This is a genomic window from Polaromonas sp. P4_F9, from assembly GCF_056401235.1.
In genome coordinates this window covers 13,816-37,554 of sequence record NZ_JBFUJT010000046.1, presented here as the reverse complement: position 1 = coordinate 37,554, position 23,739 = coordinate 13,816, and the positions used below count along the sequence as shown (strand labels likewise).

Below are 23,739 nucleotides of genomic sequence, written 5' to 3'. Positions count from 1 at the left end.
GCCTACGAAAGCCCGAGCAAGGAGATCGTCGGCTACGACGTGGACATGATCAAGGCCATCGCCCAGAAGGCGGGCCTCAAAATCAAGATCGTCAACACCCCCTGGAGCGGCATCTTCGCGGCGCTGAACAACGGCGACCTCGACCTCGTGATCTCCGGCGTCACCATCAACGACAAGCGCAAACAGTCGTACGACTTCACCAGCCCCTACTTCGAGGCGCGCCAGCTCATTGCCGTGCACAGCAACAGCCCCGCCAAAAGCCTGAAGGACCTGGCCGGCAAGAAGATCGGCGTCGTCAACGGCAGCACCGGCGACGACATGGCCTCGCGCGAGTTCGGCAAGACCAACCCCGACATCCGCCGCTTCGAGAGCACCCCCGTGGTGATCTCCGAGCTGGCCAACAACGGCCTGGATGCGGCCATCGGCGACAACGGCGTCATCGCCTTTCGCGCCCAGGAGCACAAGCAGCTCAAGACCGTCAGCGACCCGGCCTTTCCCAAGGAGTACTTCGGCATCGTCGTCAAGCAGGGCAACAAGGCCTTGCTGGACAAGCTCAACGCCGGCCTGGCCGCGGTGAAGGCCGACGGCAGCTATGCCCAGATCTACAAGAAGTGGTTCCAGGCCGAGGCCCCCGTGCTGCCGGCCCAATAAGCGCCGGCAACGACTGGGTTCACGCCTTTTCCTGTATGGAGCAAGTCCTCTGGTTCGGCTGGTTTCGCGCCGACATCATTTCAGAATACGCCGTGCTGTTCTGGCGCGGCCTGCAGATGACCATCACCGTCACGCTGATCTGCATCGTGCAGGGCACGGCGCTCGGCCTGGCCATCGGCATGGCGCGCCTGGCGCAGGCGCGCCACGCGCCGGCCCGCCAGCTGTGCCAGTACGCCCTGCGCTGGCCGTCCACCGTGTATGTCAGCTTTTTCCGCGGCACGCCGCTGTTTGTGCAGATCCTGCTGATCCATTTTGCGGTGCTGCCGCTGTTCATCAACCCGGCCGATGGCCTGCTGATTTCGGGCGAGAACGCGCGCCACATCAAGCAGAACTACGGCGCCTTCCTGTCGGGCGTTGTGGCGCTGACGCTGAACGCGGGCGCCTACATCTCGGAGATCTTTCGCGCCGGCATCCAGTCGATCGACAAGGGCCAGGTGGAGGCCGCGCGCTCGCTGGGCATGCCGTTTCCGCGCACGATGTACCACGTGGTGCTGCCGCAGGCGTTTCGCCGCATGCTGCCGCCGCTGGGCAACAACGCGATTTCGCTGCTCAAAGACTCGTCGCTGATCTCGGCCATTGGCCTGGCCGAGCTGGCGTATGCCGCGCGCACGGTGGCCGGCGCCTATTCGCGCTACTGGGAGCCCTACCTCACGATTTCGCTCATGTACTGGGTGCTGACGCTGGGCCTTGCTTACCTTGTGAAGAGATTGGAGGCTCGCTATGGACGAGGTGATTCGCGTTAACCGGCTGACCAAGCAGTTTGGCCATCTGCCGGTGCTGCGCGGCATTGACTGCAGCATCAAGGCGTCGGAGGTGGTGTGCGTGATCGGGCCGTCGGGCTCGGGCAAGAGCACCTTCCTGCGCTGCCTCAATGGCCTGGAGGACGCCAGCGGCGGCGAGGTGCTGGTGCATGGCGTGTCGGTGCATGAGCCCAGCACGGATGTGGATGCGCTGCGCGCGGAAATCGGCATGGTGTTCCAGCGTTTCAACCTGTTTCCGCACAAGACGGTGCTGGAGAACATCACGCTGGCGCCGACCAAGGTGCGCGGGCTGACCGCGCTGGAGGCGCGCAACCGCGCCAGCGAGCTGCTGGTGAAGGTGGGCCTGCTCGACAAGATCAATGCCTACCCGAACCAGCTCTCGGGCGGGCAGCAGCAGCGCGTGGCGATTGCCCGGGCGCTGGCGATGCAGCCGCGCATCATGCTGTTTGACGAGCCGACCTCGGCGCTGGACCCGGAGATGGTCGGGGAGGTGCTCAATGTCATGCAGGCCCTGGCCGAAGAAGGCATGACCATGGTCGTCGTCACCCACGAGATGGGCTTTGCCCGCCAGGTGGCGGACCGCGTCATCTTCATTGATGAGGGGCTGGTGGTGGAGGAGGGCACACCCGCCGCCATCTTTACCACGGCGAACAGTGAGCGGACGCGCGCCTTCCTGAGCAAGGTGCTGTAAACCGGAAGCCAGGCGGAGTCCGGCCTCCTGCCTTCCAGGCCAGGCATGGCGTGGTGCGGGGGCCCGGGAATTTGCACGGGCCACGCAGGAAAATGCAGGCGAGCGACGCAGCAGCAGCGGGGCTACACTGAAGCCCCCAAACCCGCATTCCCCATGCAATCTTCCGTCAGCCTCGACCGCATTGACCTCAAAATCCTGAGCATCCTGCAGGAAGATGGGCGCGTTTCCAACCTCAAGCTGGCCGAGAGCGTGGCCCTGTCGCCCACCGCCGTGCTGGCGCGCGTGCAACGGCTCAGCCGGGACGGGTACATCCTGGGTTACGCGGCCCAGCTCAATCCGATGAAGCTGGGCGCCGGCATGATGGTGTTCGTGGAGGTGTTGCTGGACCGCACCACCCCCAATGTGTTTGAAGCCTTCAAGGCGGCGGTGCAGGTGCACCAGGAAATCATGGAATGCCACATGGTGGCCGGCGGATTTGACTACCTGCTCAAGACCCGCATGGCCGACATGGCCGCCTACCGCTCTTTTGCCGGCACCGTGTTGTGGCAATTGCCCGGCGTGCGCGAGACCCGCACCTATGCCGTGATGGAAGAGGTGAAAAATACCACGCGGCTGGCGCTGGGCGTGTGAAGGTGACGGCGACGGGTTGCAAACCGGGGCGTGCCGGCAATAATGCGGGATCATGCGAGATCGCCCTCCAAACTTGTCTTTTCAACAAGGATGCCCATGAAATTCAACCCCGCATTTCTGGCCACGATCGCACTGGCCATGACCATCGCCACCGGCGCCGCCGCGCAAACCATGAAACCGGGTTTGTGGGAGATCAACAACAAGATGCAACCGGGCTCGGGCTCGGGCGAGATGGAACAGGCCATGGCCAACATGGACAAGCAGATGGCCGGCATGCCGCCCGAACAACGCAAGCAAATGCAGGACATGCTGGCCAAACAGGGCATGGGTCAGGGTGGCGCCGGCGGCATGAGCATGAAGATTTGCATGACCAGGGAAATGGTCGAGCGCAACGAAATGCCGTCGCAGCAGCAGGGCGACTGCAAGACCACCCACTCGCCGCGCAGTGGCAACACGATGAAGTTTTCCTACACCTGCGCCCAGCCACCGTCCAGCGGCGAAGGCCAGATCACCTACGTGAGTGACACCGCTTACACAATGAAGATGGCGACTACCGCCACGGTCAGGGGCAAGGCCGAGAAGATGAATATGGACGCTTCGGGCAAATGGTTGTCGGCGGACTGCGGCAACGTCAAACCCATCGCCTCTCCGAAAAAATAGACCGAAGAGCTCTCTTCACCAGCAGGGGCCGCGGAACCGGCTTAGCCGGGCCGCAGGCGCAGTGGCCCCTCGGGGGGCAGGGAGCTACACGCAGTGAGCGACCGTGGGGGCCTATCTCTTTCCGAAGATCGCGGTGCCCACGCGAACCATGGTGCTGCCGGAATGGATGGCGGCCTCCAGGTCGGCCGTCATACCCATGGACAGCGTGTCCATGGGTGCAGGCAACACGCCTGCCGCGTTTATCTGGTCAAAAAGGGCTCTCGTTCTGGCGTGGATGGCGCAAGCAGCTAGAAAATCGGTAGCAGGCTCGGGAATCGCCATCAGCCCCCGCAGCACAAGGCGTGGCAATTGCGAGACGGCCTGCGCCAGCGCCTGGACATCTGCGGGCGCGAGGCCCGACTTGTTCGCGCCGCCATCCACATTCACCTGCAAACAGATCTGCAGGGGCGGCAGATGGGGCGGCCGCTGCTCACTGAGGCGTTGCGCAGTCTTCAACCGGTCAACCGACTGAACCCAATCGAAGTGCTCGGCCACCAGCCGGGTCTTGTTGCTTTGCACCGGCCCGATGCAGTGCCACTCCAGCACGGCAGGCGCGCCGGCCTGCGCCGCCTGCCAGGCGCGCAGCGCCAGAATTTTCTCCACGCCCTCGGCAACGTAGTTTTCTCCAAACGCGCGCTGCCCGTCCGACATGGCGTCAATCACGGCATCGGCGCCAAATGTTTTGGAAACCGCCAGCAGGCGCACGCTGGCCGGATCGCGCCCCGCGGCCACACACGCCGTGGTAATCCGGTCACGGACAAGCTGGAGGTTGCGCACAATCATGGTCATAATCGAACTGTAAACTCAGATTCAACCTAGACTTCCAAGGATCCCCCGGGATGGACATTACGCAGCTGCTGGCCTTTAGCGTCAAAAACAAGGCGTCCGACTTGCATCTGTCGGCAGGTTTGCCACCCATGATCCGCGTTCACGGCGACGTGCGGCGCATCAACATCGACCCGCTGGACCACAAGCAGGTGCATGCCATGGTGTACGACATCATGAACGACACCCAGCGCAAGAACTATGAAGAGTTTCTGGAGGTGGACTTCTCCTTTGAGATTGACGGCCTGGCGCGCTTTCGCGTCAATGCCTTCAACCAGAACCGGGGTGCCGGTGCGGTGCTGCGAACCATTCCCTCCAAAATCCTGACGCTGGAGCAGCTCAACGCGCCGAAGATCTTTGGCGACCTGGCGCTCAAGCCGCGCGGCATGGTGCTGGTGACCGGCCCGACCGGCTCGGGCAAGTCCACCACGCTGGCGGCCATGGTCAACTTCCTGAATGAAACCGAATACGGCCACATCCTCACGGTGGAAGACCCGATCGAGTTTGTGCACGAGTCCAAGAAATGCCTGATCAACCAGCGCGAGGTCGGCCCGCACACGCTGAGCTTCAACGCCGCGCTCAAGTCCGCCCTGCGCGAAGACCCGGACGCGATTCTGGTGGGCGAGATGCGCGACCTGGAAACCATCCGGCTGGCCATGTCGGCCGCCGAGACCGGCCACCTGGTCTTCGGCACGCTGCACACCTCAAGCGCCGCCAAGACGATTGACCGCATCATCGACGTGTTCCCCGCCGAGGAAAAGGAAATGATCCGCTCCATGCTGTCGGAGTCGCTGCAGGCTGTCATTTCGCAAACGCTGTGCAAGACCAAGGACGGCGCGGGCCGGGTGGCCGCGCACGAGATCATGCTGGGCACCAGCGCCATCCGCAACCTGATCCGTGAAGCGAAGGTCGCGCAGATGTACTCGTCCATCCAGACCGGCAACAGCGTGGGCATGCAAACGCTGGACCAGAACCTGACCGAGTTGGTCAAGCGCAACGTGATTTCGCCCGCGGAAGCGCGCGGCAAAGCCAAAATACCAGAAAACTTCCCGGGGTAGAGGTGGGCGACACTCGCAACACGGGCTTGCTCCCAGCAAGCAGGGGCCGCGGAACCGGCTCCGCCGGGCCGCAGGCGCAGCGGCCCCTTCGGGGGCAGCGCAGTACACGAAGTGACAAGCGTGGGGCATCAATGATTAAAGGAGCCGCTCATGGAACGCGACCAGGCCAGTAAATTCATCCACGATCTGCTCAAGCTGATGGTCAGCCGCAGCGGCAGCGACCTGTTCATCACCGGTGACTTTCCGCCGGCCATGAAGGTGGACGGCAAGGTGACCAAGGTCTCGCCGCAGCCGCTCAATGCCGGCCACACGCTGGCCCTGGCGCGCGCCATCATGAACGACAAGCAGGCCGCGGAGTTTGAACGCACCAAGGAATGCAATTTCGCCATTTCACCGCCAGGCGTGGGGCGCTTTCGCGTGAACGCCTTCGTGCAGCAGGGCAAGGTCGGCATGGTGATGCGGACGATCCCGGCCGTGCTGCCCACGATTGACGGGCTGGGCGTGCCCCAGGTGCTCAAGGATGTGGTGATGAGCAAGCGGGGGCTGACGATTCTCGTTGGCGCCACCGGTTCGGGCAAGTCCACCACACTGGCGGCCATGGTGGACTGGCGCAACGAACAGTCGTTCGGCCACATCATCACGATTGAAGACCCGGTGGAGTTTGTCCATGCGCACAAGAACTGCGTGATCACGCAGCGCGAAGTGGGCCTGGACACCGACAGCTGGGAAGCCGCGCTGAAAAACACCCTGCGCCAGGCGCCTGATGTGATCCTGATGGGTGAGATCCGTGACCGCGAAACCATGGAGCATGCCATCGCCTTTGCGGAAACCGGCCACCTGTGCCTGGCCACGCTGCACGCCAACAGCGCCAACCAGGCACTGGACCGCGTGATCAACTTCTTCCCCGAAGAACGCCGTACCCAGCTGCTGATGGATTTATCGCTCAACCTCAAGGCCATGATTTCGCAGCGCCTGGTCCCCAAGCAGGATGGCAAGGGCCGCTTTGCGGCGGTCGAGGTCATGCTGAATTCACCGCTGATCTCCGACCTGATCTTCAAGGGCGAGGTTTCCGAGATCAAGGAGATCATGAAGAAAAGCCGCAACCTCGGCATGCAGACTTTCGATCAGGCGCTCTACGACGCCTTTGAAAGCCACTTCATTACCTATGAAGATGCGCTGCGCAACGCCGATTCGGTGAACGACCTGCGTCTGCAGATCAAGCTCAATTCGCAGCGCGCCAAGTCAACCGACCTCGCCGCGGGCACCGAGAATTTCGCCATCGTATAACCATCCGGGCCGAGTCTGTCGAAGCCCCCAACCTCCGAACGCCTGTCGACAAGCTCAGGGCAAAAGGACAGCAGAGTCAACACGCCGTGAGCAGCACCAACGCCAAAACCTACGAACTGTCTTCCCCACGCAAAGTTGCATTCCTCGGCTTGGGTGTGATGGGCTATCCCATGGCCGGCCATCTGGCGCTCGCGGGCCATCACGTGACCGTGTACAACCGCAGCCCGGCCAGGTCGACGGCCTGGTGCGCTGAATTTGCGGCCACGGCCCAGGCGTCCAGTGCGACTGTGCCGCGACTGGCAGCGGACGGAGCCGATGTGGTGTTCAGCTGCGTCGGCAACGATGATGACCTGCGTTCCGTCACGCTGGGCCCGGACGGTGCCTTTGCGGGCATGAAGCCTGGCGCGGTCATGGTGGACCACACCACTGCCTCGGCCGATGTCGCCCGTGAGCTCCATGCCGCCGCCAAACAGCTCGGACTGCACTTCATTGATGCGCCGGTGTCCGGCGGCCAGGCGGGTGCGCAGAACGGTGTGCTCACCGTGATGTGCGGCGGTGATGCGGCAGCGTTCGAGCGCATCAAGCCGGTTGGCATGGCCTTTTCCAGGGCTTTCACACTGATGGGCGAAAGCGGCGCGGGCCAGCTCACCAAGATGGTCAACCAGGTCTGCATTGCAGGGCTGGTGCAAGGCCTGAGTGAAGCCATCGCCTTTGGCCAGAAAGCGGGGCTGGACATGAACCAGGTGCTTGACGTGATCGGCAAGGGTGCAGCCCAAAGCTGGCAGCTCGACAACCGCGGCAAAACCATGGCGGCCGATCAGTTCGATTTCGGTTTCGCGGTTGACTGGATGCGCAAGGACCTGGGCCTGGTGCTGGATGAAGCCAGGCGCAATGGCGCACGCCTGCCTGTGACGGCCCTGGTGGACCAGTTCTATGCCGATGTGCAGGCGATGGGCGGGCGACGCTGGGATACCTCCAGCCTGATCAGGCGCCTGAAATAAGAAGGCGCGCTGTGGGCGATCGCCGCCCTGTCAAACGGCACCCTGTCAATGGCAGCTGGCGACGAGTTCCGCCGCCTTGCCGGGTCGCCTGTCTCTTGATCAGCCCCTCAATTGCTGGCGGGCTTGGCGGCGGCAGGTTGCGGCTGGGCGGAGGCTGCCCCCACCCGAATGCGCGCCAGCTCTTCCTCGCTGATGATCTCGAGGAGCCGGATGACTTTTTGCACGCCTGGCGTGGCGCGAACCACCTCGGTGACACGGTCGGATTCGCGTTGGGTCACGCGACCCATCAGGTAGGTCGTGCCCCGCTCGGTGACCACCTTGAAGGCATTGGCCTGCAGATCCCGCGCATCGACCAGCATGGCCTTGACACGACCAGTAACCAGCAGGTCCGAGGAGCGCTCCATCAGCGACGGGCTGTCCAGGACGGCCAGTTCATTGACCACCGACACCACGTTCTCCACGCGCGAAACCACCTGCTCAACCAGCTGTTTGTCCTGGGCATTGGGCACCTCGCCCGTCAACAGCACCTGGCGGTTGTAGCTGGTGACGCTGACGCGCACGCGCGTGCCGAGGTTGCTGCGGATCCGGCTGGCAGCCCGCAACTCGATGCCTTCATCCTCCAGCTGTGCGCCCGAGGTGCGGCGGTCGGTCACCACCAGTGCAGTCCCCGCCGCGGCCCCGCCCATCACCAGGGGCACGCAGGCTGTCAGCCCTGCTGCCACGGCTGCCGTTGCGCATACAAGCAAAGCCAGCCGCTTCATCATCATGGAATGCTTCATGCGGGATTCTCCTGATCGCCAAGTAACTGGGTATCCACGCCATCACAGATGCAGTGGAGTACGAGAAGGTGCACTTCCTGGATACGCGCGGTCCGCTCGTGCGGCACACAAATATGCACATCGGTTTCGCGCAAGGCATGCGTCATCTTGCCGCCGCCCCGGCCGGTGAGCGCCACCACCGTCATCTCGCGCTCATGGGCCGCCTCAATGGCCGCCAGCACGTTGGCCGAGTTGCCGCTGGTGCTGATGGCGAGCAACACGTCGCCAGCGCCGCCAAGCGCACGGACCTGCTTGGAAAAAATCACATTGAAATCGTAGTCGTTGGCAATCGCCGTGATGATGGAACTGTCCGTCGTCAGGGCTATGGCACCCAGCTCCGGCCGCTCCCGCTCATAACGGCCCACGAATTCGGCGGCGAAGTGCTGGGCGTCGGCCGCCGAGCCGCCATTGCCGCACGCCAGTACCTTGCCGCCGCTGGTCACGCTGGCAAGAATGGCCTGTACGGCCGCAGCGATCGGTTTGGACAAGACGTGCGCTGCCTGGTACTTGAGGTCGGCGCTGTCGATGAAGTGCTGTTCAATACGTTGTTCAAGCATGCGTCAATGATAGCGGGTCACGAGGAAGGCCAGCCCCCGGAAGGAGCAGGGACCCGGCAAAGACCAACATGGTTACAAATTCCACCGGCCCCGGCTGCGCAGCAACGGGTGTCCCGCCAGCCCTCGCCAACTCTCGCCAACTCTCGTCAGGAAGCATCGAACGCGGCGGGTAGCCACTCGATGCGGCCGTTCTGGCCCTCGCCCAGCGCCCCGTGCAACAGCACCACATCGAAGCGGCACGGCGGCGGACTGGCAAAGCGCATCAGGTAGTGGCGGGCCGCAAAAATGATGCGTTGCTGCTTGGCCGGGCTGATGCTGGCGGCGGCCCCCCCATGCGAGGCGCCCGATCGCTGGCGGACCTCAACGAACACCAGCGTGCCGTCGGGCGTGCGCATCACCAGGTCAATCTCGCCTCCACCGCGCCCCGGCGTCCGATAATTGCTTTCCACGGGGACCAAACCGGCCCGCGCCAGAAAGACCTGCGCGGCCGACTCCGCGGCATCACCCCGGGACTTGGTGGTAACCTGCCCTGGCTGCGCCCGGAAACCGTCCGGCGGCGGCTTGACAACCTGTTTTCTGGAAAACCACATTGAACGCTTCTTTCGACTTGGCTCTTGCCGCGGCACGCGCCGCAGCAGGTATGCAGCATTATCCGGAAGCCATGCTGTATGTCGTTGCCACGCCGATTGGCAACCTGGCCGACATCAGCCTGCGCGCGCTGCACGTGCTGCAACTGGTAGACGCCATCGCCTGCGAGGACACGCGCCACACGCAGACCCTGCTGCGCCAATATGGCATAGAAAAACCCCTGCTGGCCGTGCATGAGCACAACGAAGCGCAAGCCGCGGGCCTCGTGATTGAACGCCTGCAGCGCGGCGAACGCGTGGCTTACGTCAGCGACGCAGGAACGCCGGCCGTGAGCGACCCTGGTGCGCGCCTTGTTGCCGCCGTCCGGGCCGCAGGCCTGAAGGTCATGCCCCTGCCCGGCGCGAGCAGCGTCACCACGGCACTCAGCGTGGCGGGCCTCACCGGCGACTCGGGCTTTGTGTTTGCCGGTTTTTTGCCGAGCAAGGCCGGCGAGCGCGAGCAGGCTGTTGCGGCCCTGCAATCCGATACCCGGGCCACCGTGATTCTGGAAGCACCGCATCGCATCGAAGCGCTGGCGCGCGCCCTGGCGGTGCTGCAGGGCCGGCTGGTCACCGTGGGCCGCGAGCTGACCAAGCAGTTTGAGGAAATTGCGACAGTGCCCGCACAGGAGCTGGCCGCTTGGCTCGCCGCCTCTCCCCAGCGCACGCGCGGTGAGTTTGCGCTGGTGCTGCATGCAGCTGCCGCCCAGGAAACCCCTGAAGACAGCACCCGGGTGCTGCAACTGCTGCTGGCCGAGCTGCCGCTGAAAACCGCCGTCAAGATGGCCGCCGAGATCACCGGCGCGCCGCGCAACGATTTATATGAGGCTGCCTTGAAACTCAAGAAGGCATGAACCCGAACGCCGACCAACTCTGGCGCGCGCCGCGCTGGACGCTGGCCGTCCTGCTGGCCGTCCTCGGCATGCTGGGGCCGTTTTCGATCGACACCTACATTCCGGCGTTCTCGGGCATTGCCACGGCGCTGGGCGCCTCGCCGGTGGAAATGCAGCAAACGCTGTCAGCCTACCTGTTCGGTTTTGCCTTCATGAACCTGTTTCATGGCGCGCTGGCCGACAGCTTTGGCCGCCGGCCGGTGGTGCTGTGGGGAATTGCGGTGTTCACCCTGGCGTCGGCCGGCTGCGCCTTGTCGCAAAGCATTGGCCAGCTGGTGTTGTTCAGGGCGCTGCAGGGCCTCTCCACGGGCGCTGGCATTGTGGTGTCGCGTGCCGTGATACGCGACATGTACCCGCCCGCGCAGGCTCAGCAGGTCATGAGCCAGGTCACCATCTATTTCGGAGTCGCGCCTGCCATTGCGCCCCTTATGGGCGGCTGGCTGTTTGTGCACCTCGGCTGGCACAGCATTTTCTGGTTTCTCACGGGCGTCGGCGCAGTGCTCTGGGCCGCCAACTTCCGGTTTTTGCCGGAAACACTGCGCACCGAAGAGCGCCAGCCGTTTGAAGTCAGGCACCTGATGCGCGGCTACTGGCAGCTGGGCTCCAGTCCGCGCTTTTTGCTGCTGGCGCTGGCCAGCGGCGTGCCCTTCAATGGCATGTTCCTCTATGTTCTGGCGGCCCCGGCGTTTCTGGGCGAGCACCTGTCCCTGCAACCCACCGAATTTTTCTGGTTTTTCATCCTCACCATCTCCGGCATCATGTCGGGCGCCTGGCTGAGCGGCAGGCTGGCCGGGAAGATTGCGCCCAAACGGCAGATACGGCACGGCTTTGTCATCATGCTGGTGACGTCGCTGGTCAACCTGGCCGCCAACCTGCTGTTCGCGCCGCATGTTTCCTGGGCGCTGTTCCCAATCGCCGTATTTGCCTTTGGCTGGGCGCTGATGGTGCCGGTCGTCACACTGCTGGTGCTGGACCTTTACCCCGAGCGGCGCGGCATGGCCTCGTCCCTGCAGGCATTCATCGGCTCGACGGCCAACGGCCTGGTGGCGGGCCTGATTGCGCCGCTGGTCATGCACTCCACGCCTGCGCTGGCCGCGGCTTCACTGGGCATGATGTGCATCGGGCTGGTGTCCTGGGTATACCTGCACCGCCGCTGGCCTGACATCGGCCGCACGGTGTCCCTATGACCCATACGTCCGTGCTTCCGTACTTGCTGCCCGCCGCTGCGGGGAACTGCACGGATCAGTTGTTGTCGTTCATCCTGATCGGGATTTCCATTCCCTGCGAGGTGCGCCGCACCACATTACCGGCATCCAGGTAGACCCAGAAGTACTTGCTGGCGTCCAGGTCCAGCCAGCGGTAAGTCAGGATATCGCCCTGCCAGGAGCCCACGCGGTCCACCGTTGCAGGCCGGCCAAACTCGCGCTCCACGTCCTCGCGCCGCCACTTGCCCACTTCAATTTTTGAGAACTCATCGAGGTTCAGGACCTGCCGCGCCGCGACAAGCCTGCCCGCAGCATCCAGATCCACCATCACGGCGGTCTGCCCCGCCGGCTGCGCGGAATATTGCAGCCGCGTCCCCGTGCCCAGCGGCAGCACGCGCGACGGCGTTCCGTAATGGGCAATGACCTCGTCACGCGACATGCCCGGCCGCACCGCCGTGACGGCGCAACCGGCCATGAGCAGGACGGCAAGAACGGCAAGAACAACACGGGAAACAGTTTTAACGGCCTTCATGGGAAACTCCTTTTTATTGAACTCCAGATAAGACCCCGACCGCAGGTCAATGGTTCAAGTGGTTGAATTGAGGTGGGGTACGGTCTGGCCAAACCCTGAAGGCAGCCTTTGACCTTAACCTTGGCTTTTGGTCCTTGATCTCCCGCCCGGGGTGCTCGCTTCAGAACCGTCATTACACCCCAATCTTTCCCTGGCGCCGTCAGGCTTGGGAGTCGTCGGTGAACTGGACACAAGCGATTCCAAGATGCGGCTTCGGTTGGTCCGACGGTCCTGATCAGCGGGATACGTGCTCGTTAAATTATCGGCAAGTCTGCCTTTTTCAGGGTGCGCAACACAAAGCTGGACTTGCTGTGCCTGACGCCCTTGATCTTGTAGAGCTTCTCGCGCAGCAGCCTTTCGTAATCCTTGGTGTCCTTGACCGCGATGCGCAACAAATAGTCGTATTCGCCTGACACCAGATACGCTTCGATGACCTCGGGAATGCTCGCCAGGGTTTCGCCGAACTTTTCCAGCGTATTGTCTGAATGACTGTCCAGCGTGACCTGCACCATCACGGTCTCACCCAGGCCCAGGGCCTCGGCATTGAGGTTGACGGTGTAACGCTCGATGACGCCCGTGTCTTCCAACCTCTTCATCCTTGTCCAGCAAGGCGTGCTGCTCAGCCCCACCGCCTGGCTGATTTCCTGAAGGCTGGCGCGGCCATTGCGCTGGAGTTCAGCAAGAATTTTCCGGTCTATTTTGTCCATGCAGGAAGATTATCTGCAGATTCTGAAAATAACCACTACCTTTTCGCCCAACCGCATTGGATCGCTCAATTCAGAGAAGCTTTTATCTGGCCGCTGGCGCACACGCTTTGCAAAGTCTTTAACGTCCGAGCGCTTCGGCATTGCGGATCGCGGTTACCTTGACGACTCGAACTACTGGACGCCCGTTGACCAACACAGGACGATGGTGGTCATCAGCCAGGAGTACGCCGATTTCGTGAACGCCGGCCGCTGTCGGGCAATGACCGAAGCGAGCTTTGATGATGTCACCACCGGTGTCGCTGTTCATGCTGTTGTACGGGCGGCCGGGAATGTTGCAACTGTCGCCGGCCGGATCGATTTTCATGTGGATGTGACCGCATCGCGGTGTATCTCCGCACTGGCCCGCAGCGCGGAGCAGGAAATTGCTGCGAACCACGACGCCCACCGCAGCTTCAGCATCGCTACCCAAGGGAATGATTGCGCCTTCAGGCGGCCATACGATCTCGAGGGTCGGCGCGTCTTGCGCTGAGATAAAGGTGCTCATGGCAATCAATGAGATCGCAAGCAGCGAGCGGGAGACGGCGGCGCCGATGTTCAAGTTCATGTTGTTTCCTGGTTGAGGTACGTTTATGTAATCACTGAATACATTGAGCTGCGATTCTAACCCTAAAATAAGCGGCGATTACATTGACTTGGACCGACCCCAGAATGACGCCTCCCGCTCCCTCCCAAAATGGCGACCCCGTTTCCCGTGGCAGCTATCACCATGGCAGCCTGCGCGAAGCATTGGTGGCAGCCGCACTGGAACTCATCGAGGCGCACGGCGTGGAGAACCTGAGCGTGCGCGAAGCCGCGAAGAAGGCCGGCGTCTCTCCCGGCGCCCCGTTTCGCCACTTTCCTACCAAGGCTGCATTGCTGACCGCCGTTGCAGAGCAAGCCACGGAGCGTCTTCACGCGCAGGTGGAATTGGGCATTGTCAATAGCGCGGGCAAGCCTGCACTGCTGCGTTTCGCAGCCATTGGAGAGGCCTATCTGGAATGGGCCGCGCGTCATCCTACGCATTTCCAGGTCGTGAGTCAGCGCCATCTGCTCGATGCCGATGCTCCCGCGCGTCTGGCCTTGCACAACGACGCGATCCGCGCCCGTATGCAGGCATTGCTGGAGGAGGCGTTCGAGGACACGCCCAGCGCGCTCGCGCGGCTACCAGCGCTGCAATTACTCGGCCGAGCGCTCGTCTACGGACTTTCACGCATGGGCGTTGACGGACATTTTCCGGAGTGGGACCTTCGCCACGCTTCTGCGCCGGTGGCCGTCCGCGATGCATTTGTGCTTTTCATTGAACTACTGGCGGTCGGACGTGACGCGCAGACGAGTGAGGCTGTGACCCAATGGGCGAAGGGACTACCTGCTTGATGCCGATGTCCCCGTCAATGGATTATTCAAGGCCGACTCGATTTCTGACGACTTTGCCCGCAATGCAATGAAAGCATTTAGCAGCGTCGCAATTGCATCTGAGGCTATGGCGCGGGCGATCGCGTACGCCACATTGAATAGCCCGCCGAGGTAGGCGCTTTGATGCACCTGAAGAACCATACATATCAATATCTTACGTAGGTTCAAAAGGGGTTTTGGTGCGGCTGGCGGGGATCGAACCCACGACCCTTGGCTTCGGAGGCCAATACTCTATCCACTGAGCTACAGCCGCAACGCTGGAAATGACGAGAACCAAGGGTTCACGACATTCGCGAACTCTGGAATCTCTGCGCTGTGCGCATGATTCCCGCCGCACAGTGGACCTGATTCTACCAGTGATGCGCAGCCGGCCCGGGATCTAGAGCACCCCCGGCTATAATGCGAGGTTGCTGAGCAGACGCCTTCATCAGCCCGCGATAGCCCCCGATTTTTAGTTTTTTGAGGACGCCATGAGCGCTAACGATCACACTACGGCCCACGAAGAAGCCCACACCGGTCCGATCAAAACCCCACAGCAACTGCTGGCGGCGGTTTTTTTCTCTTTCGTGGTTCCCATTTTTGCCATCATCGGGCTGGTTTACTACGTGACCTCCGCCAACAAGCAGTCGGCCGGCGCGGTCGATGCCGAAAAAGCCGTTGCGCAGCGCATCCAGAAAGTTGGCACGGTTGAAATCCGTGATGCCAACCGCCCCCTCAAGTCCGGCGAAGAAGTCTACAAGGCGCAATGTGTCGCTTGCCACGCCGCGGGTGCGGCCGGGGCTCCAAAATTTGGCGACGCGGCTGCCTGGGCACCGCGCATCCAAAGTGGTTTTGCAGCGCTCTGGAATTCTGCCCTCAAAGGCAAAGGCGCCATGGGCGCACAGGGCGGTGGCGACTTCGAAGACGTCGAAGTTGGCCGTGCCGTGGTGTACATGACAGCTGCCGCCGGCGGCAAATTTGCAGAACCCGCCGCCCCTGCGGCAGCAGCCCCCGCACCAACCGCGGAAGCTGCAGCGGCCCCACCGGCTTCCGTGGTGGCAGCCCTGGCAGCCGCCAACAAACCCGCGCAGGCGGCTGCTGGCAACGCACCGGCTGCAGCGGGCGCTGGCGAAGCGCTGTACAAGCAGGCTTGCGTGGCTTGCCATGCCGCAGGTGTGGCCAACGCACCGAAATTCGGCGACAAGGCAGCCTGGGCACCCCGTATCAAGACCGGCCTGGACGCCCTGACGGCCAGCGCCATCAAGGGCAAGGGTGCCATGCCTCCCAAAGGCGGATCCACCGCCGCTGACGCCGATATTCGCTCGGCGGTTGAATACATGGTCAGCGCTGCCAAGTAGTCCACACAACAGCGCTGTTGCTACCCCTTCAAGAAGCCGGTCACTGACCGGCTTTTTTATTTGTGGAATTTGCGGAAAAAGAGGGTTGCAACTCCGTATGGAGCATGCACCGCCAGCTACTTTTTTTGCAGCAACTGCGGACTGCGTACATAGCCGAAGCGCACCGGCAAGTCGTGCGTGGGCAGCTCCTCGGGCACCCACAGGCCCTGCTCCACCGCGTCGGCTGCGCAAGCCATGTCCTGCGTATGGACCAGGCCGAAGCCCAGATCAGTTTCGAGATACAAGCGGCCATGCTCGTCCACGATACAGCGCTGGACCCGGGCCGGCTGGCCGGTGTGCGCCGTGACCGCAAACCCAGGCAGCGCGTCAATGCGCCAGATCAGCGGCGTGGCTTCCAGTTCCACATAGACGCGCTGCGGGCCGTTCTGGAAAAACCATTGGCCGCCGGCATCGCTTTCATAGTTGCGCTGGATAAAGTCGATGAGTTTGTCGTGCTTGAGCAGCGAGCCTTTGCCGGCCAGGTTGCCTGGCGCCCCTGCGGAAGCAAAAGGTCCGGCGGCCTGGGCCTTGTCGTCGCGCATGTACCAGTTGCCGCGCGCATCCAGCCCAAGCCAGCCGTAGCAGTTGGGAACGTTGGGCCATTTGGCGATGGCCTGGCGAACAATGTCATCCATGCCGCTATTTTGCGCTGTGCCAGCCTGCTTTGCCCATACCGCTTGATGCGCGCAGGGTCAAAGCTGCGTGGCCAGAAAGGCGGCAACCGCCTCCGGCATGACGCGCACATGCCCGGGAAAGGGCGCCGAAGGGAAGCCCACATGGCCGCCCTCGGCAGGCCGCCAGAGGGTGACATGACTGCTCACCTCCGCGGCCTGCGGCAGGCTGCTGACAGGAATAAACGGGTCGTTCAGCGCATTCAGGACCAGCGCCGGCACGCCTATCTTGTACAGATGCGGCTTGGCCGAGGCCCGCGTCCAATAGTCTTCCGTGTTCCTGAACCCATGGAGCGGCGCGGTGAACACATTGTCAAAGGCATACAGGTCACGGGCCGCCAGCAGTTTCTGGCGATCAAAGAGCCCCGGATGCTGCTCCAGCTTTTGGAGTGCCTTGGGTATCATGGTTTTGAGGAACATGCGGGTGTACACCTGACGGTTGAAGCCCCGGCCTATGGCCCAGCCGCTGGCCGCCAGATCCAGCGGCGAGCAGACGGAGGCAATGCCCGCGACGACTTGCCGGGCCTCGGCACCCCACTCACCAGCCCAGCGCATCAGGGCATTGCCGCCCAGCGAGATGCCAACGGCCATGACCGGCCCGGCATGCTGCGCGGCAAAGCGCCTGAGTATCCAGTCGATTTCGGCGAAATCGCCCGAGTGGTAAGCACGCGGCGCCAGGTTGAGCTCGCCCGAGCACCCCCGAAAATGCGGCACGGCGCAAGCCCAGCCGTGGCTGCGGGCCACATCGGCAAAGGCCTCGGCATAGTGGCTGGCCGAAGAGCCCTCGAGGCCGTGAAACACGACCAGCAATGGAGCCCCCACGCTCTTCACTGCGTGTAATTCGCGAGGCCTTGCAGGCCGCGGCTCGCCAGACGCTTCGCCTCTGTCGCCTGTCCAAACCTGCCCAAGCAGGCTTGGAGCCGCAGGCTCCAGCCCCTCGGGGGCTAATTTTCCTTGGGGCGGCCCGGCGGCAAATTGTGCGGCTCCTGCGCTCACCGCTTCTTGCACCGGGATGCTTGCGCTCGCTGGTATCGGCGGGGACGGCCACAGCGCCGGGCCGACCCCAGCAGGGCCAGTGCCCTCGGAGAGCAGCAAACCACCCACAGCGGGGAGCGTGGGGGCGGTACTCACCAGCCAGTCCACATCCACAAAATCGTCATCAGGCGTGGTCCAGCGCTCGCGGCGGAACTGCGGCGGTGGTCCCAGGAAGCGGCGGGAATGCACTGCGGCCCAGATGGTCTGGAGATTGCCGCCTGGAAGCCACCAGGGCGCTGAGTAATTCATCGCTGCGGCCCCCTCAATGAAGAACGGGCGGGATGTCAGAGACTTCCTGCATTTCGCGCGGCGTGCCCGGGCTGGCATGGTGAGCAACCAGCCGCCAGCCTTGCGCGGTCTTGTGATACACGTTGGTGGCAATCACATAGGCGTGGCGGGGGCCTTCATTGGTGAGCACATCAATGCGCTCCAGCACACTGTGCACACTGGCGCTCATGGTTTCCAGCTTGCGCACCTTGATGGCGTGAGCCTGAATGCTGCCATTGGAAAACATGGCGTCAAACGTGGCGCGTATGGCGGCGGCACCCACCAGTCGCGCGCCGCCGGGGTGTATGCAAATGATGTCATCCTCATCGCCCCAGCAGGCCATGAGTTTTTCGATGTCGCCGCTTTGCAATGCTTCGTAAAAAGCTGCCTCGATATCGTCGGCGTTGCCGTTGCTGGCGGGCGGGACTTTGGGTTTGGGCATGGAGTCAATCAGACGATGAGCGATGGAGAGCCGGCGTTGAATCCGGTGCTAAGTTCTGCTTGGGATTGTGCCCTGCAGCAAGCCAGGCCTGAACCACGCCCTGCATGCTCCGGGCCTGGCCGGCGCTTTGGCCGGTGCTGCTGCTCTGGGCGGCCTGCCACAGCAGTTCCGGCGCAGCCACATGCGTGCCCGGGGGCAACACCCGCAAGGCAGCATCCACGAACTCGGCCAGCTTGGCCGGGCGCACCGGCTGCTCACTCGCCGGGATCATGTACTTCAGGGTGGAGAGCATCCAGCCCGCAGTCTTCTCCAGCAGACCCGAAACCGCCGGCGCTTCTGCCTTGCGGGCCGAGCGCACCAGCAGCATGCGCTCAAAGCCGAGTGCAGCAACGGCCTGCTCATCGAGATTGGCGAGGCCGCGTTTGAGCGCATCGGGCAGGCGTCCCGACGCGTGCGGCACCACGATCACCAGAGTTTGTACGCCGCAGCGCTTGAGCCAGCGGGCCAGCGCCGGCAACTGCTCGGGGGCTGGCGTCCAGAGCGCGCGTTCACGTCCGTAGTAAAGCCGGGGCGGCTCGAACATGACCAGGCCGGTGTGCGCCGGCTGCGGTCTGGCAGGCCACTGTTCAATCGGCAGGGGAGCAACCAGCGCAATACCCACCGCGGGCAGGCCAGTGACCATGGCCTCGGAGACAAGCACTTCGGTATGCGCAAAACGGCCACTGCCCACGAGGCGACGCAAGACCTCGCTGCCCAGCACGCCGGCGGCCCCGGCCACGAGCAGCCGGGGCCTGGCGGGCTGGGAGGATGCGGGCGGGTGCAGCGATGCCTGTAGCGCCTGCAGCGGGTTGCCCACCGGCAAGGTGTTGCGAGGCGCGGAAGGAGTTGACGACATTCGACTATGTTAGTGTTGCGGCTTGTATTTTGGAGGCCCTTCCATGAAATCCCGTATTTTTAGTTTCACCGGTTGGATGCTGGCGGCCGCGCTGAGCGCGCTGCTCACCGGTTGCGGCTACAACGACTTCCAGCGCCTGGATGAGCAAACCAAATCCGCCTGGTCCGAGGTGCTGAACCAGTACCAGCGCCGCGCCGACCTGGTGCCCAATATTGTGGCCACGGTCAAGGGCGAAGCCGCCTTCGAGCAGGACACGCTGACCAAGGTGATAGAAGCGCGGGCCAAAGCCACCTCCATTCAGGTCACACCCGAAACCCTGAACGACCCGGCGGCCTTCAACAAATTCCAGGCAGCGCAAGGCGAACTCGGCAGCGCGCTCAGCCGGCTGATGGTGGTCAGCGAGCGCTATCCCGAGCTCAAGGCCAACCAGGGTTTTCGCGATTTGCGGGTACAGCTGGAAGGCACGGAGAACCGCATCACCGTGGCGCGCAATCGCTACATCCAGACTGTGCAGGAGTACAACGTGCTGACACGCAGCTTCCCCAGCAACCTGACGGCCATGGTGTTCAGTTACAACGTCAAACCCAACTTCAACGTGCAGAACGAGGCGCAGATTTCCACGCCGCCGGTGGTTGACTTCAAGAAATAAGCAGTACCCCGGATTGGCCGTGCGTCGTTTTGCGGGTTTTCCATGTCGGGGCGGCGCCCTTCTGGTGCTGGGCATGCTGCTGGCCGCCTGGCTACCGCTGGTCGCGTGGGCGCAAAGCGTGCAGGCGGTGCCGGCCCTGACGGCCCATGTCATGGACAGCACCGGCACGCTGGATGCGACCCAGCGTGCAGCGCTCGAGGCCAAGCTGGCGGCCTTTGAGCAGGCACGCGGTGCCCAGGTGGTGATGCTGATCGTGCCGACCACCGAGCCCGAAGACATCACCGCCTACGCCCAGCGGGTGGGTGACACCTGGAAGATCGGGCGCAAGGATGTCGGTGATGGCCTTCTGCTGGTGGTCGCGAAGAACGACCGCAAGGTCCGCATTGAAACCACCAAAGCGCTGGAGGGCGCCATTCCCGATCTGGCGGCGCGCCAGATCATCGAGAGCGCCATCACGCCGCGCTTCAGGCAGGGAGATTTTGCGGGGGGTCTGAGCGCCGCCGCCGACCAAATCATGGCGCGCATCAGCGGTGAAAACCTGCCGACGCCAGAAGGCCGGAGCGCTGGCCGCCCACAAGGCAGCGGCTTTGACTGGATGGATCTGGCCGTGTTTCTGTTTTTCGCGGTGCCCATTGGCGCCCGCATCATCGCCAGTGTGCTGGGGCGCAAGGCCGGCTCGGTGGCCACCGGTGGCGTGGTCGGCGTGCTGGCCTGGATCTTCACCAGCAGCTTGGTTGTCGCCGGCATCGCCGCTCTGGTCGGCCTGGTATTCGCCCTGTTTGCAAGCCTGGGTTCTCTGGGCCGGGGGAGCCGTTCTTCCAGCTGGGGTGGCCCGGGCACCACGGGAGGCTTTGGTGGTGGCGGTGGCAGTTGGGGCGGCGGCAGCGGCGGCGGCTTCAGCAGCGGTGGTGGTGGAGACTTTGGAGGCGGTGGCGCCTCGGGTGACTGGTAAGGCCATGCTGAACAAACTCACAACCCTTATCAGGCACCTGTGGCTGGACGCGTCGGACGCCCGGCGCGCCATCCCGCCCGACATGCTGCAGCGCGTGACACAACGGGTGGCCGCCAGCGAGCGCCGCCACAGCGGCGAGATTCGCATTTGCGTGGAAGCGTCGCTGCCCCTCAGCTATCTGTGGCGGTTGAACCGGCAGCAGCCCATTCGCAACCTGACGCGGCAGCGCGCGCTCACCCTGTTTGGCAAGCTACGCGTCTGGGACACCGAACACAATAACGGTGTGCTGATTTATGTCTTGCTCGCCGAGCATGCCATTGAAATCGTGGCAGACCGCGGCGTGGCGCGGCATGTGAGCGCGGCCCACTGGCAGGCCATGGTGGAGCGCATGGCCCGTGCGTTCCGGGAAAAGCGCTACGAAGACGGGCTGACCCAGGCGCTGGAAGAAACCTCGGCCGTGCTGATGGCGCACTTTGCGCTGGATGCCACGCAGAACGGCGCATCCGGCCAAGCGAACGAACTGCCCGACACTCCCCTGCTGCAGTAAGCTTGCGCCGGGAGCTCAGGACGAACACAGCCACCCCAGTGGGGCGAGCCGTCACCGGACCAGTTCAACCGGAGAACAGCACACCCAGAACAAACAGCGCAGTCAACGCCAGCGCCGCTCGCCGTAACCATATCTTGCGCGAACGCCTTGCCTTGCGCCGGGGTGAAAGCCGTTCTACCCACGCCAGGCTGTCCAGTGCACTGTCCATATGTATCACCTCGTCGACAAGTTTGGAGCCCCGTCAGACGATAAGGCGCAGTGGCGTGAGATGTTGTCAGTTTAGGTATCCAGTTGTTACCCGTGCTTGCGAGCGCTGAACAAACGATCATCGCGCAGGACGACAGGAGCTCCTGATTTAATAGCGCGCCAATCAGAAAAGCAATGGCTGCAGCCGTTTTGTCTTCACGCACTTACGACCACCAGCGCCCAAGCCAGGTGGCGGGCGGCCATGAAAAAGCCCCTCACCTTGCGGGAGGGGCTCGTACGCTCCATCAAGGGAGCCGGCGCAGCAGGCCACAGGCCTGCTCCATGCCTTTACTTCTTCTGGCGGTATTTGCGCAGTGCGGCAATCTGGGCGGCCATGACGGTGAGTTCAGACTGGGCCATGGCGATGTCAATGTCGCTTCTGGCGTTTTTCAGTGCCTCTTCCGCGGCGGCCTTGGCTTCGCTGGCCTTGGTCTCGTCCAGGTCCTTGCCGCGAATGGCGGTGTCGCTCAAGACCGTCACGCAATTGGGCTGCACTTCAAGCAGTCCACCGGCCACAAACACAAACTCTTCCGTGCCATCCTCTTTTTCAATGCGCACGGCACCCGGCTTGATGCGGGTGATCAGCGGCGTGTGGCGCGGGTAAATCCCCAGCTCGCCGGCCTCACCGGGTAAAGCCACAAACCTGGCTTCACCGGAGAAGATGGACTCTTCTGCGCTGACGACGTCGACGTGGATGGTAGTCATATGAACCGCCCGTTAAACTTTTTTCGCTTTTTCAAACGCTTCGTCAATGGTGCCGACCATGTAGAAAGCCTGCTCTGGCAGGTGATCGCACTCGCCAGCCACAATCATCTTGAAACCGCGAATGGTTTCGGCCAGGCTCACGTACTTGCCGGGCGAGCCGGTGAACACTTCAGCCACGTGGAAGGGCTGCGACAGGAAACGCTGGATCTTGCGGGCGCGGGCCACAGCCAGCTTGTCTTCAGGGGCCAGTTCGTCCATGCCCAAAATCGCAATGATGTCGCGCAGTTCCTTGTAACGCTGCAGCGTGCCCTGCACTGCACGGGCAGTGGCGTAGTGGTCTTCACCCACCACGTTGGGGTCGAGCTGGCGGCTGGTCGAATCCAGCGGGTCCACGGCGGGGTAGATACCCAGCGAGGCGATGTCACGGCTCAGCACCACGGTGGAATCCAGGTGGGCAAAGGTCGTGGCAGGCGAGGGGTCGGTCAAGTCATCCGCCGGCACGTAGACGGCCTGGATGGACGTGATGGAGCCGACCTTGGTGGAGGTAATACGCTCTTGCAGGCGACCCATTTCCTCGGCCAGCGTTGGCTGGTAGCCCACGGCGGAAGGCATGCGGCCCAGCAGCGCGGACACTTCGGTACCAGCCAGCGTGTAGCGGTAGATGTTGTCCACGAAGAACAGCACGTCCCGGCCTTCGTCACGGAAAGACTCGGCGATCGTCAGGCCGGTCAGTGCCACGCGCAGACGGTTGCCTGGGGGCTCGTTCATCTGGCCGTACACCATGGCCACTTTGGACTCGCCGAGGTTCTCGAGGTTCACCACGCCGGAATCGGCCATCTCGTGGTAGAAGTCGTTGCCTTCACGGGTACGCTCGCCCACACCGGCAAACACGGACAGGCCCGAGTGCGCCTTGGCGATGTTGTTGATCAGCTCCATCATGTTCACGGTCTTGCCGACGCCGGCGCCGCCGAACAGGCCCACCTTGCCGCCTTTGGCGAACGGGCACACCAGGTCAATCACCTTGATGCCGGTTTCCAGCAGTTCCTGCGAGGGGCTCAGTTCATCGTAAGCCGGGGCTTTGCGGTGAATCGGGGCCGTCAGGGTCTGGTCAACCGGACCGCGCTCGTCAATCGGCGCACCCAGCACGTCCATGATGCGGCCAAGCGTGGCCTTGCCCACGGGAACCGTGATGTTGGCGCCGGTGTTGTACACCGTGTTGCCGCGGCGCAGGCCGTCGGACGTGCCCAGCGCAATCGTACGCACAATCCCGTCACCCAGCTGCTGCTGGACTTCCAGCGTCAGCGCGGAGCCTTCCATCTTGAGCGCGTCATAAATCTTGGGCATCTGGTCACGCGCAAACTCCACGTCCACCACCGCACCAATACACTGAACAATCTTGCCTTGAGCCTGAGCCATGATTGAATCCTTTTCCGTTTCTTTAAATCTTTAAATCGGGTGCGGC

At 63.0% G+C, this 23,739-nt stretch carries 29 protein-coding genes and 1 tRNA gene; 15 read left to right on the top strand and 15 right to left on the bottom strand.

Annotated elements, in window-relative coordinates:
* The 5 genes from AC1DUB_RS26205 to AC1DUB_RS26185 all read left to right on the top strand — a co-directional run.
* The coding region (locus AC1DUB_RS26205) for a basic amino acid ABC transporter substrate-binding protein (RefSeq protein WP_477732043.1) at positions 1-651 on the top strand (651 nt) is incomplete at its 5' end.
* A 35-nt stretch (positions 652-686) separates the two neighbouring features.
* On the top strand, positions 687-1,454 hold the full coding sequence (locus tag AC1DUB_RS26200) for an amino acid ABC transporter permease (protein WP_477718884.1): 768 nt from the start codon (positions 687-689) through the stop codon (positions 1,452-1,454).
* On the top strand, positions 1,432-2,163 hold the full coding sequence (locus AC1DUB_RS26195) for an amino acid ABC transporter ATP-binding protein (RefSeq protein ID WP_477732042.1): 732 nt from the start codon (positions 1,432-1,434) through the stop codon (positions 2,161-2,163). The genes AC1DUB_RS26200 and AC1DUB_RS26195 overlap by 23 nt, the downstream gene beginning before the upstream one ends.
* A 153-nt stretch (positions 2,164-2,316) precedes the next feature.
* Positions 2,317-2,793 (top strand): Lrp/AsnC ligand binding domain-containing protein, encoded by a 477-nt coding sequence (locus AC1DUB_RS26190; protein WP_477718882.1) that lies wholly within the window; start codon positions 2,317-2,319, stop codon positions 2,791-2,793.
* Positions 2,794-2,889: 96 nt separating this feature from the next.
* Positions 2,890-3,453, top strand: a complete 564-nt coding sequence (locus AC1DUB_RS26185) for a DUF3617 domain-containing protein (RefSeq protein WP_477732041.1) — start codon at positions 2,890-2,892, stop codon at positions 3,451-3,453.
* 111 nt (positions 3,454-3,564) lie between these two features.
* Here the strand turns inward: AC1DUB_RS26185 and AC1DUB_RS26180 are convergent, their stop codons facing one another.
* The gene (locus AC1DUB_RS26180; protein ID WP_477732040.1) at positions 3,565-4,281 is read right to left on the bottom strand and encodes a YggS family pyridoxal phosphate-dependent enzyme; all 717 of its coding nucleotides are present in this window, start codon (positions 4,279-4,281) and stop codon (positions 3,565-3,567) included.
* A gap of 50 nt (positions 4,282-4,331) precedes the next feature.
* On the opposite strand from AC1DUB_RS26180, the gene AC1DUB_RS26175 reads away from it, so the two are divergent.
* From AC1DUB_RS26175 to AC1DUB_RS26165, 3 genes are all read left to right on the top strand, one after another.
* The gene (locus AC1DUB_RS26175) at positions 4,332-5,375 is read left to right on the top strand and encodes a type IV pilus twitching motility protein PilT (RefSeq protein ID WP_305638300.1); all 1,044 of its coding nucleotides are present in this window, start codon (positions 4,332-4,334) and stop codon (positions 5,373-5,375) included.
* 150 nt (positions 5,376-5,525) lie between these two features.
* The gene (locus tag AC1DUB_RS26170) at positions 5,526-6,662 is read left to right on the top strand and encodes a PilT/PilU family type 4a pilus ATPase (protein WP_477718879.1); all 1,137 of its coding nucleotides are present in this window, start codon (positions 5,526-5,528) and stop codon (positions 6,660-6,662) included.
* 86 nt (positions 6,663-6,748) lie between these two features.
* A complete protein-coding gene (locus AC1DUB_RS26165) occupies positions 6,749-7,663 on the top strand; it encodes an NAD(P)-dependent oxidoreductase (protein WP_477732039.1) in 915 nt (304 codons plus the stop codon).
* 107 nt (positions 7,664-7,770) lie between these two features.
* Here AC1DUB_RS26165 and AC1DUB_RS26160 read toward each other — a convergent pair whose 3' ends face one another.
* The 3 genes from AC1DUB_RS26160 to AC1DUB_RS26150 form a co-directional block, all read right to left on the bottom strand.
* Positions 7,771-8,442 (bottom strand): BON domain-containing protein, encoded by a 672-nt coding sequence (locus tag AC1DUB_RS26160; protein ID WP_477732038.1) that lies wholly within the window; start codon positions 8,440-8,442, stop codon positions 7,771-7,773.
* Positions 8,439-9,038, bottom strand: a complete 600-nt coding sequence (locus AC1DUB_RS26155; RefSeq protein ID WP_477718876.1) for a phosphoheptose isomerase — start codon at positions 9,036-9,038, stop codon at positions 8,439-8,441. The genes AC1DUB_RS26160 and AC1DUB_RS26155 overlap by 4 nt, the downstream gene beginning before the upstream one ends.
* Before the next feature lie 146 nt (positions 9,039-9,184).
* The gene (locus AC1DUB_RS26150; protein ID WP_477732037.1) at positions 9,185-9,628 is read right to left on the bottom strand and encodes a YraN family protein; all 444 of its coding nucleotides are present in this window, start codon (positions 9,626-9,628) and stop codon (positions 9,185-9,187) included.
* A 50-nt stretch (positions 9,629-9,678) separates the two neighbouring features.
* Here AC1DUB_RS26150 and rsmI point away from each other — a divergent pair, with 50 nt between their 5' ends.
* Both rsmI and AC1DUB_RS26140 read left to right on the top strand, forming a co-directional pair.
* On the top strand, positions 9,679-10,518 hold the full coding sequence (gene rsmI, locus AC1DUB_RS26145) for a 16S rRNA (cytidine(1402)-2'-O)-methyltransferase (protein ID WP_477732045.1): 840 nt from the start codon (positions 9,679-9,681) through the stop codon (positions 10,516-10,518).
* On the top strand, positions 10,515-11,744 hold the full coding sequence (locus AC1DUB_RS26140; protein WP_477732036.1) for a multidrug effflux MFS transporter: 1,230 nt from the start codon (positions 10,515-10,517) through the stop codon (positions 11,742-11,744). Before rsmI ends, AC1DUB_RS26140 begins: the two co-directional genes overlap by 4 nt.
* A gap of 55 nt (positions 11,745-11,799) precedes the next feature.
* Here the strand turns inward: AC1DUB_RS26140 and AC1DUB_RS26135 are convergent, their stop codons facing one another.
* From AC1DUB_RS26135 to AC1DUB_RS26125, 3 genes are all read right to left on the bottom strand, one after another.
* The gene (locus tag AC1DUB_RS26135) at positions 11,800-12,294 is read right to left on the bottom strand and encodes a hypothetical protein (protein ID WP_477732035.1); all 495 of its coding nucleotides are present in this window, start codon (positions 12,292-12,294) and stop codon (positions 11,800-11,802) included.
* A gap of 293 nt (positions 12,295-12,587) precedes the next feature.
* Entirely contained in the window at positions 12,588-13,040 is a 453-nt protein-coding gene (locus tag AC1DUB_RS26130; RefSeq protein WP_477718871.1) for an Lrp/AsnC family transcriptional regulator, read from the bottom strand.
* A 118-nt stretch (positions 13,041-13,158) separates the two neighbouring features.
* A complete protein-coding gene (locus AC1DUB_RS26125; protein WP_477718870.1) occupies positions 13,159-13,644 on the bottom strand; it encodes a hypothetical protein in 486 nt (161 codons plus the stop codon).
* Positions 13,645-13,748: 104 nt separating this feature from the next.
* Here AC1DUB_RS26125 and AC1DUB_RS26120 point away from each other — a divergent pair, with 104 nt between their 5' ends.
* On the top strand, positions 13,749-14,453 hold the full coding sequence (locus AC1DUB_RS26120) for a TetR/AcrR family transcriptional regulator (RefSeq protein WP_477732034.1): 705 nt from the start codon (positions 13,749-13,751) through the stop codon (positions 14,451-14,453).
* Positions 14,454-14,669: 216 nt separating this feature from the next.
* Here AC1DUB_RS26120 and AC1DUB_RS26115 read toward each other — a convergent pair.
* Positions 14,670-14,745: transfer RNA gene (locus tag AC1DUB_RS26115), tRNA-Arg, on the bottom strand.
* A gap of 217 nt (positions 14,746-14,962) precedes the next feature.
* Here AC1DUB_RS26115 and AC1DUB_RS26110 point away from each other — a divergent pair.
* Entirely contained in the window at positions 14,963-15,829 is an 867-nt protein-coding gene (locus AC1DUB_RS26110; protein ID WP_477732033.1) for a c-type cytochrome, read from the top strand.
* Positions 15,830-15,945: 116 nt separating this feature from the next.
* Here the strand turns inward: AC1DUB_RS26110 and AC1DUB_RS26105 are convergent, their stop codons facing one another.
* The 4 genes from AC1DUB_RS26105 to AC1DUB_RS26090 all read right to left on the bottom strand — a co-directional run bounded on the left by AC1DUB_RS26105 (position 15,946) and on the right by AC1DUB_RS26090 (position 19,178).
* A complete protein-coding gene (locus AC1DUB_RS26105; protein WP_477732032.1) occupies positions 15,946-16,503 on the bottom strand; it encodes a DUF2946 family protein in 558 nt (185 codons plus the stop codon).
* 57 nt (positions 16,504-16,560) lie between these two features.
* Positions 16,561-17,472 (bottom strand): YheT family hydrolase, encoded by a 912-nt coding sequence (locus AC1DUB_RS26100; protein ID WP_477732044.1) that lies wholly within the window; start codon positions 17,470-17,472, stop codon positions 16,561-16,563.
* 364 nt (positions 17,473-17,836) lie between these two features.
* Positions 17,837-18,283, bottom strand: a complete 447-nt coding sequence (locus AC1DUB_RS26095; RefSeq protein ID WP_477718866.1) for a YybH family protein — start codon at positions 18,281-18,283, stop codon at positions 17,837-17,839.
* Positions 18,284-18,287: 4 nt separating this feature from the next.
* Positions 18,288-19,178 carry a hypothetical protein gene (locus tag AC1DUB_RS26090; RefSeq protein ID WP_477732031.1) on the bottom strand — a complete coding sequence of 297 codons (891 nt, stop codon included), beginning with the start codon at positions 19,176-19,178 and terminating at the stop codon, positions 18,288-18,290.
* Between the two features lie 43 nt (positions 19,179-19,221).
* Between AC1DUB_RS26090 and AC1DUB_RS26085 the strand changes: the two genes are divergently transcribed.
* From AC1DUB_RS26085 to AC1DUB_RS26075, 3 genes are read left to right on the top strand one after another with little or no spacing between them, the layout of a single operon-like run.
* Entirely contained in the window at positions 19,222-19,827 is a 606-nt protein-coding gene (locus AC1DUB_RS26085; protein ID WP_477718864.1) for a LemA family protein, read from the top strand.
* A gap of 19 nt (positions 19,828-19,846) precedes the next feature.
* Positions 19,847-20,779 carry a TPM domain-containing protein gene (locus AC1DUB_RS26080; RefSeq protein ID WP_477732030.1) on the top strand — a complete coding sequence of 311 codons (933 nt, stop codon included), beginning with the start codon at positions 19,847-19,849 and terminating at the stop codon, positions 20,777-20,779.
* 4 nt (positions 20,780-20,783) lie between these two features.
* Positions 20,784-21,326 (top strand): TPM domain-containing protein, encoded by a 543-nt coding sequence (locus tag AC1DUB_RS26075; protein ID WP_477732029.1) that lies wholly within the window; start codon positions 20,784-20,786, stop codon positions 21,324-21,326.
* 64 nt (positions 21,327-21,390) lie between these two features.
* Here the strand turns inward: AC1DUB_RS26075 and AC1DUB_RS26070 are convergent, their stop codons facing one another.
* The 3 genes from AC1DUB_RS26070 to atpD form a co-directional block, all read right to left on the bottom strand.
* Positions 21,391-21,534, bottom strand: coding sequence for a hypothetical protein (locus AC1DUB_RS26070; protein WP_477732028.1), 144 nt, complete (start codon positions 21,532-21,534; stop codon positions 21,391-21,393).
* Positions 21,535-21,860: 326 nt separating this feature from the next.
* Positions 21,861-22,277, bottom strand: a complete 417-nt coding sequence (locus AC1DUB_RS26065; protein WP_477718861.1) for a F0F1 ATP synthase subunit epsilon — start codon at positions 22,275-22,277, stop codon at positions 21,861-21,863.
* A gap of 12 nt (positions 22,278-22,289) precedes the next feature.
* Complete coding sequence (gene atpD / locus AC1DUB_RS26060; protein WP_011481299.1) at positions 22,290-23,693, bottom strand: F0F1 ATP synthase subunit beta; 1,404 nt, start codon at positions 23,691-23,693, stop codon at positions 22,290-22,292.
* Positions 23,694-23,739 lie beyond the last annotated feature (46 nt).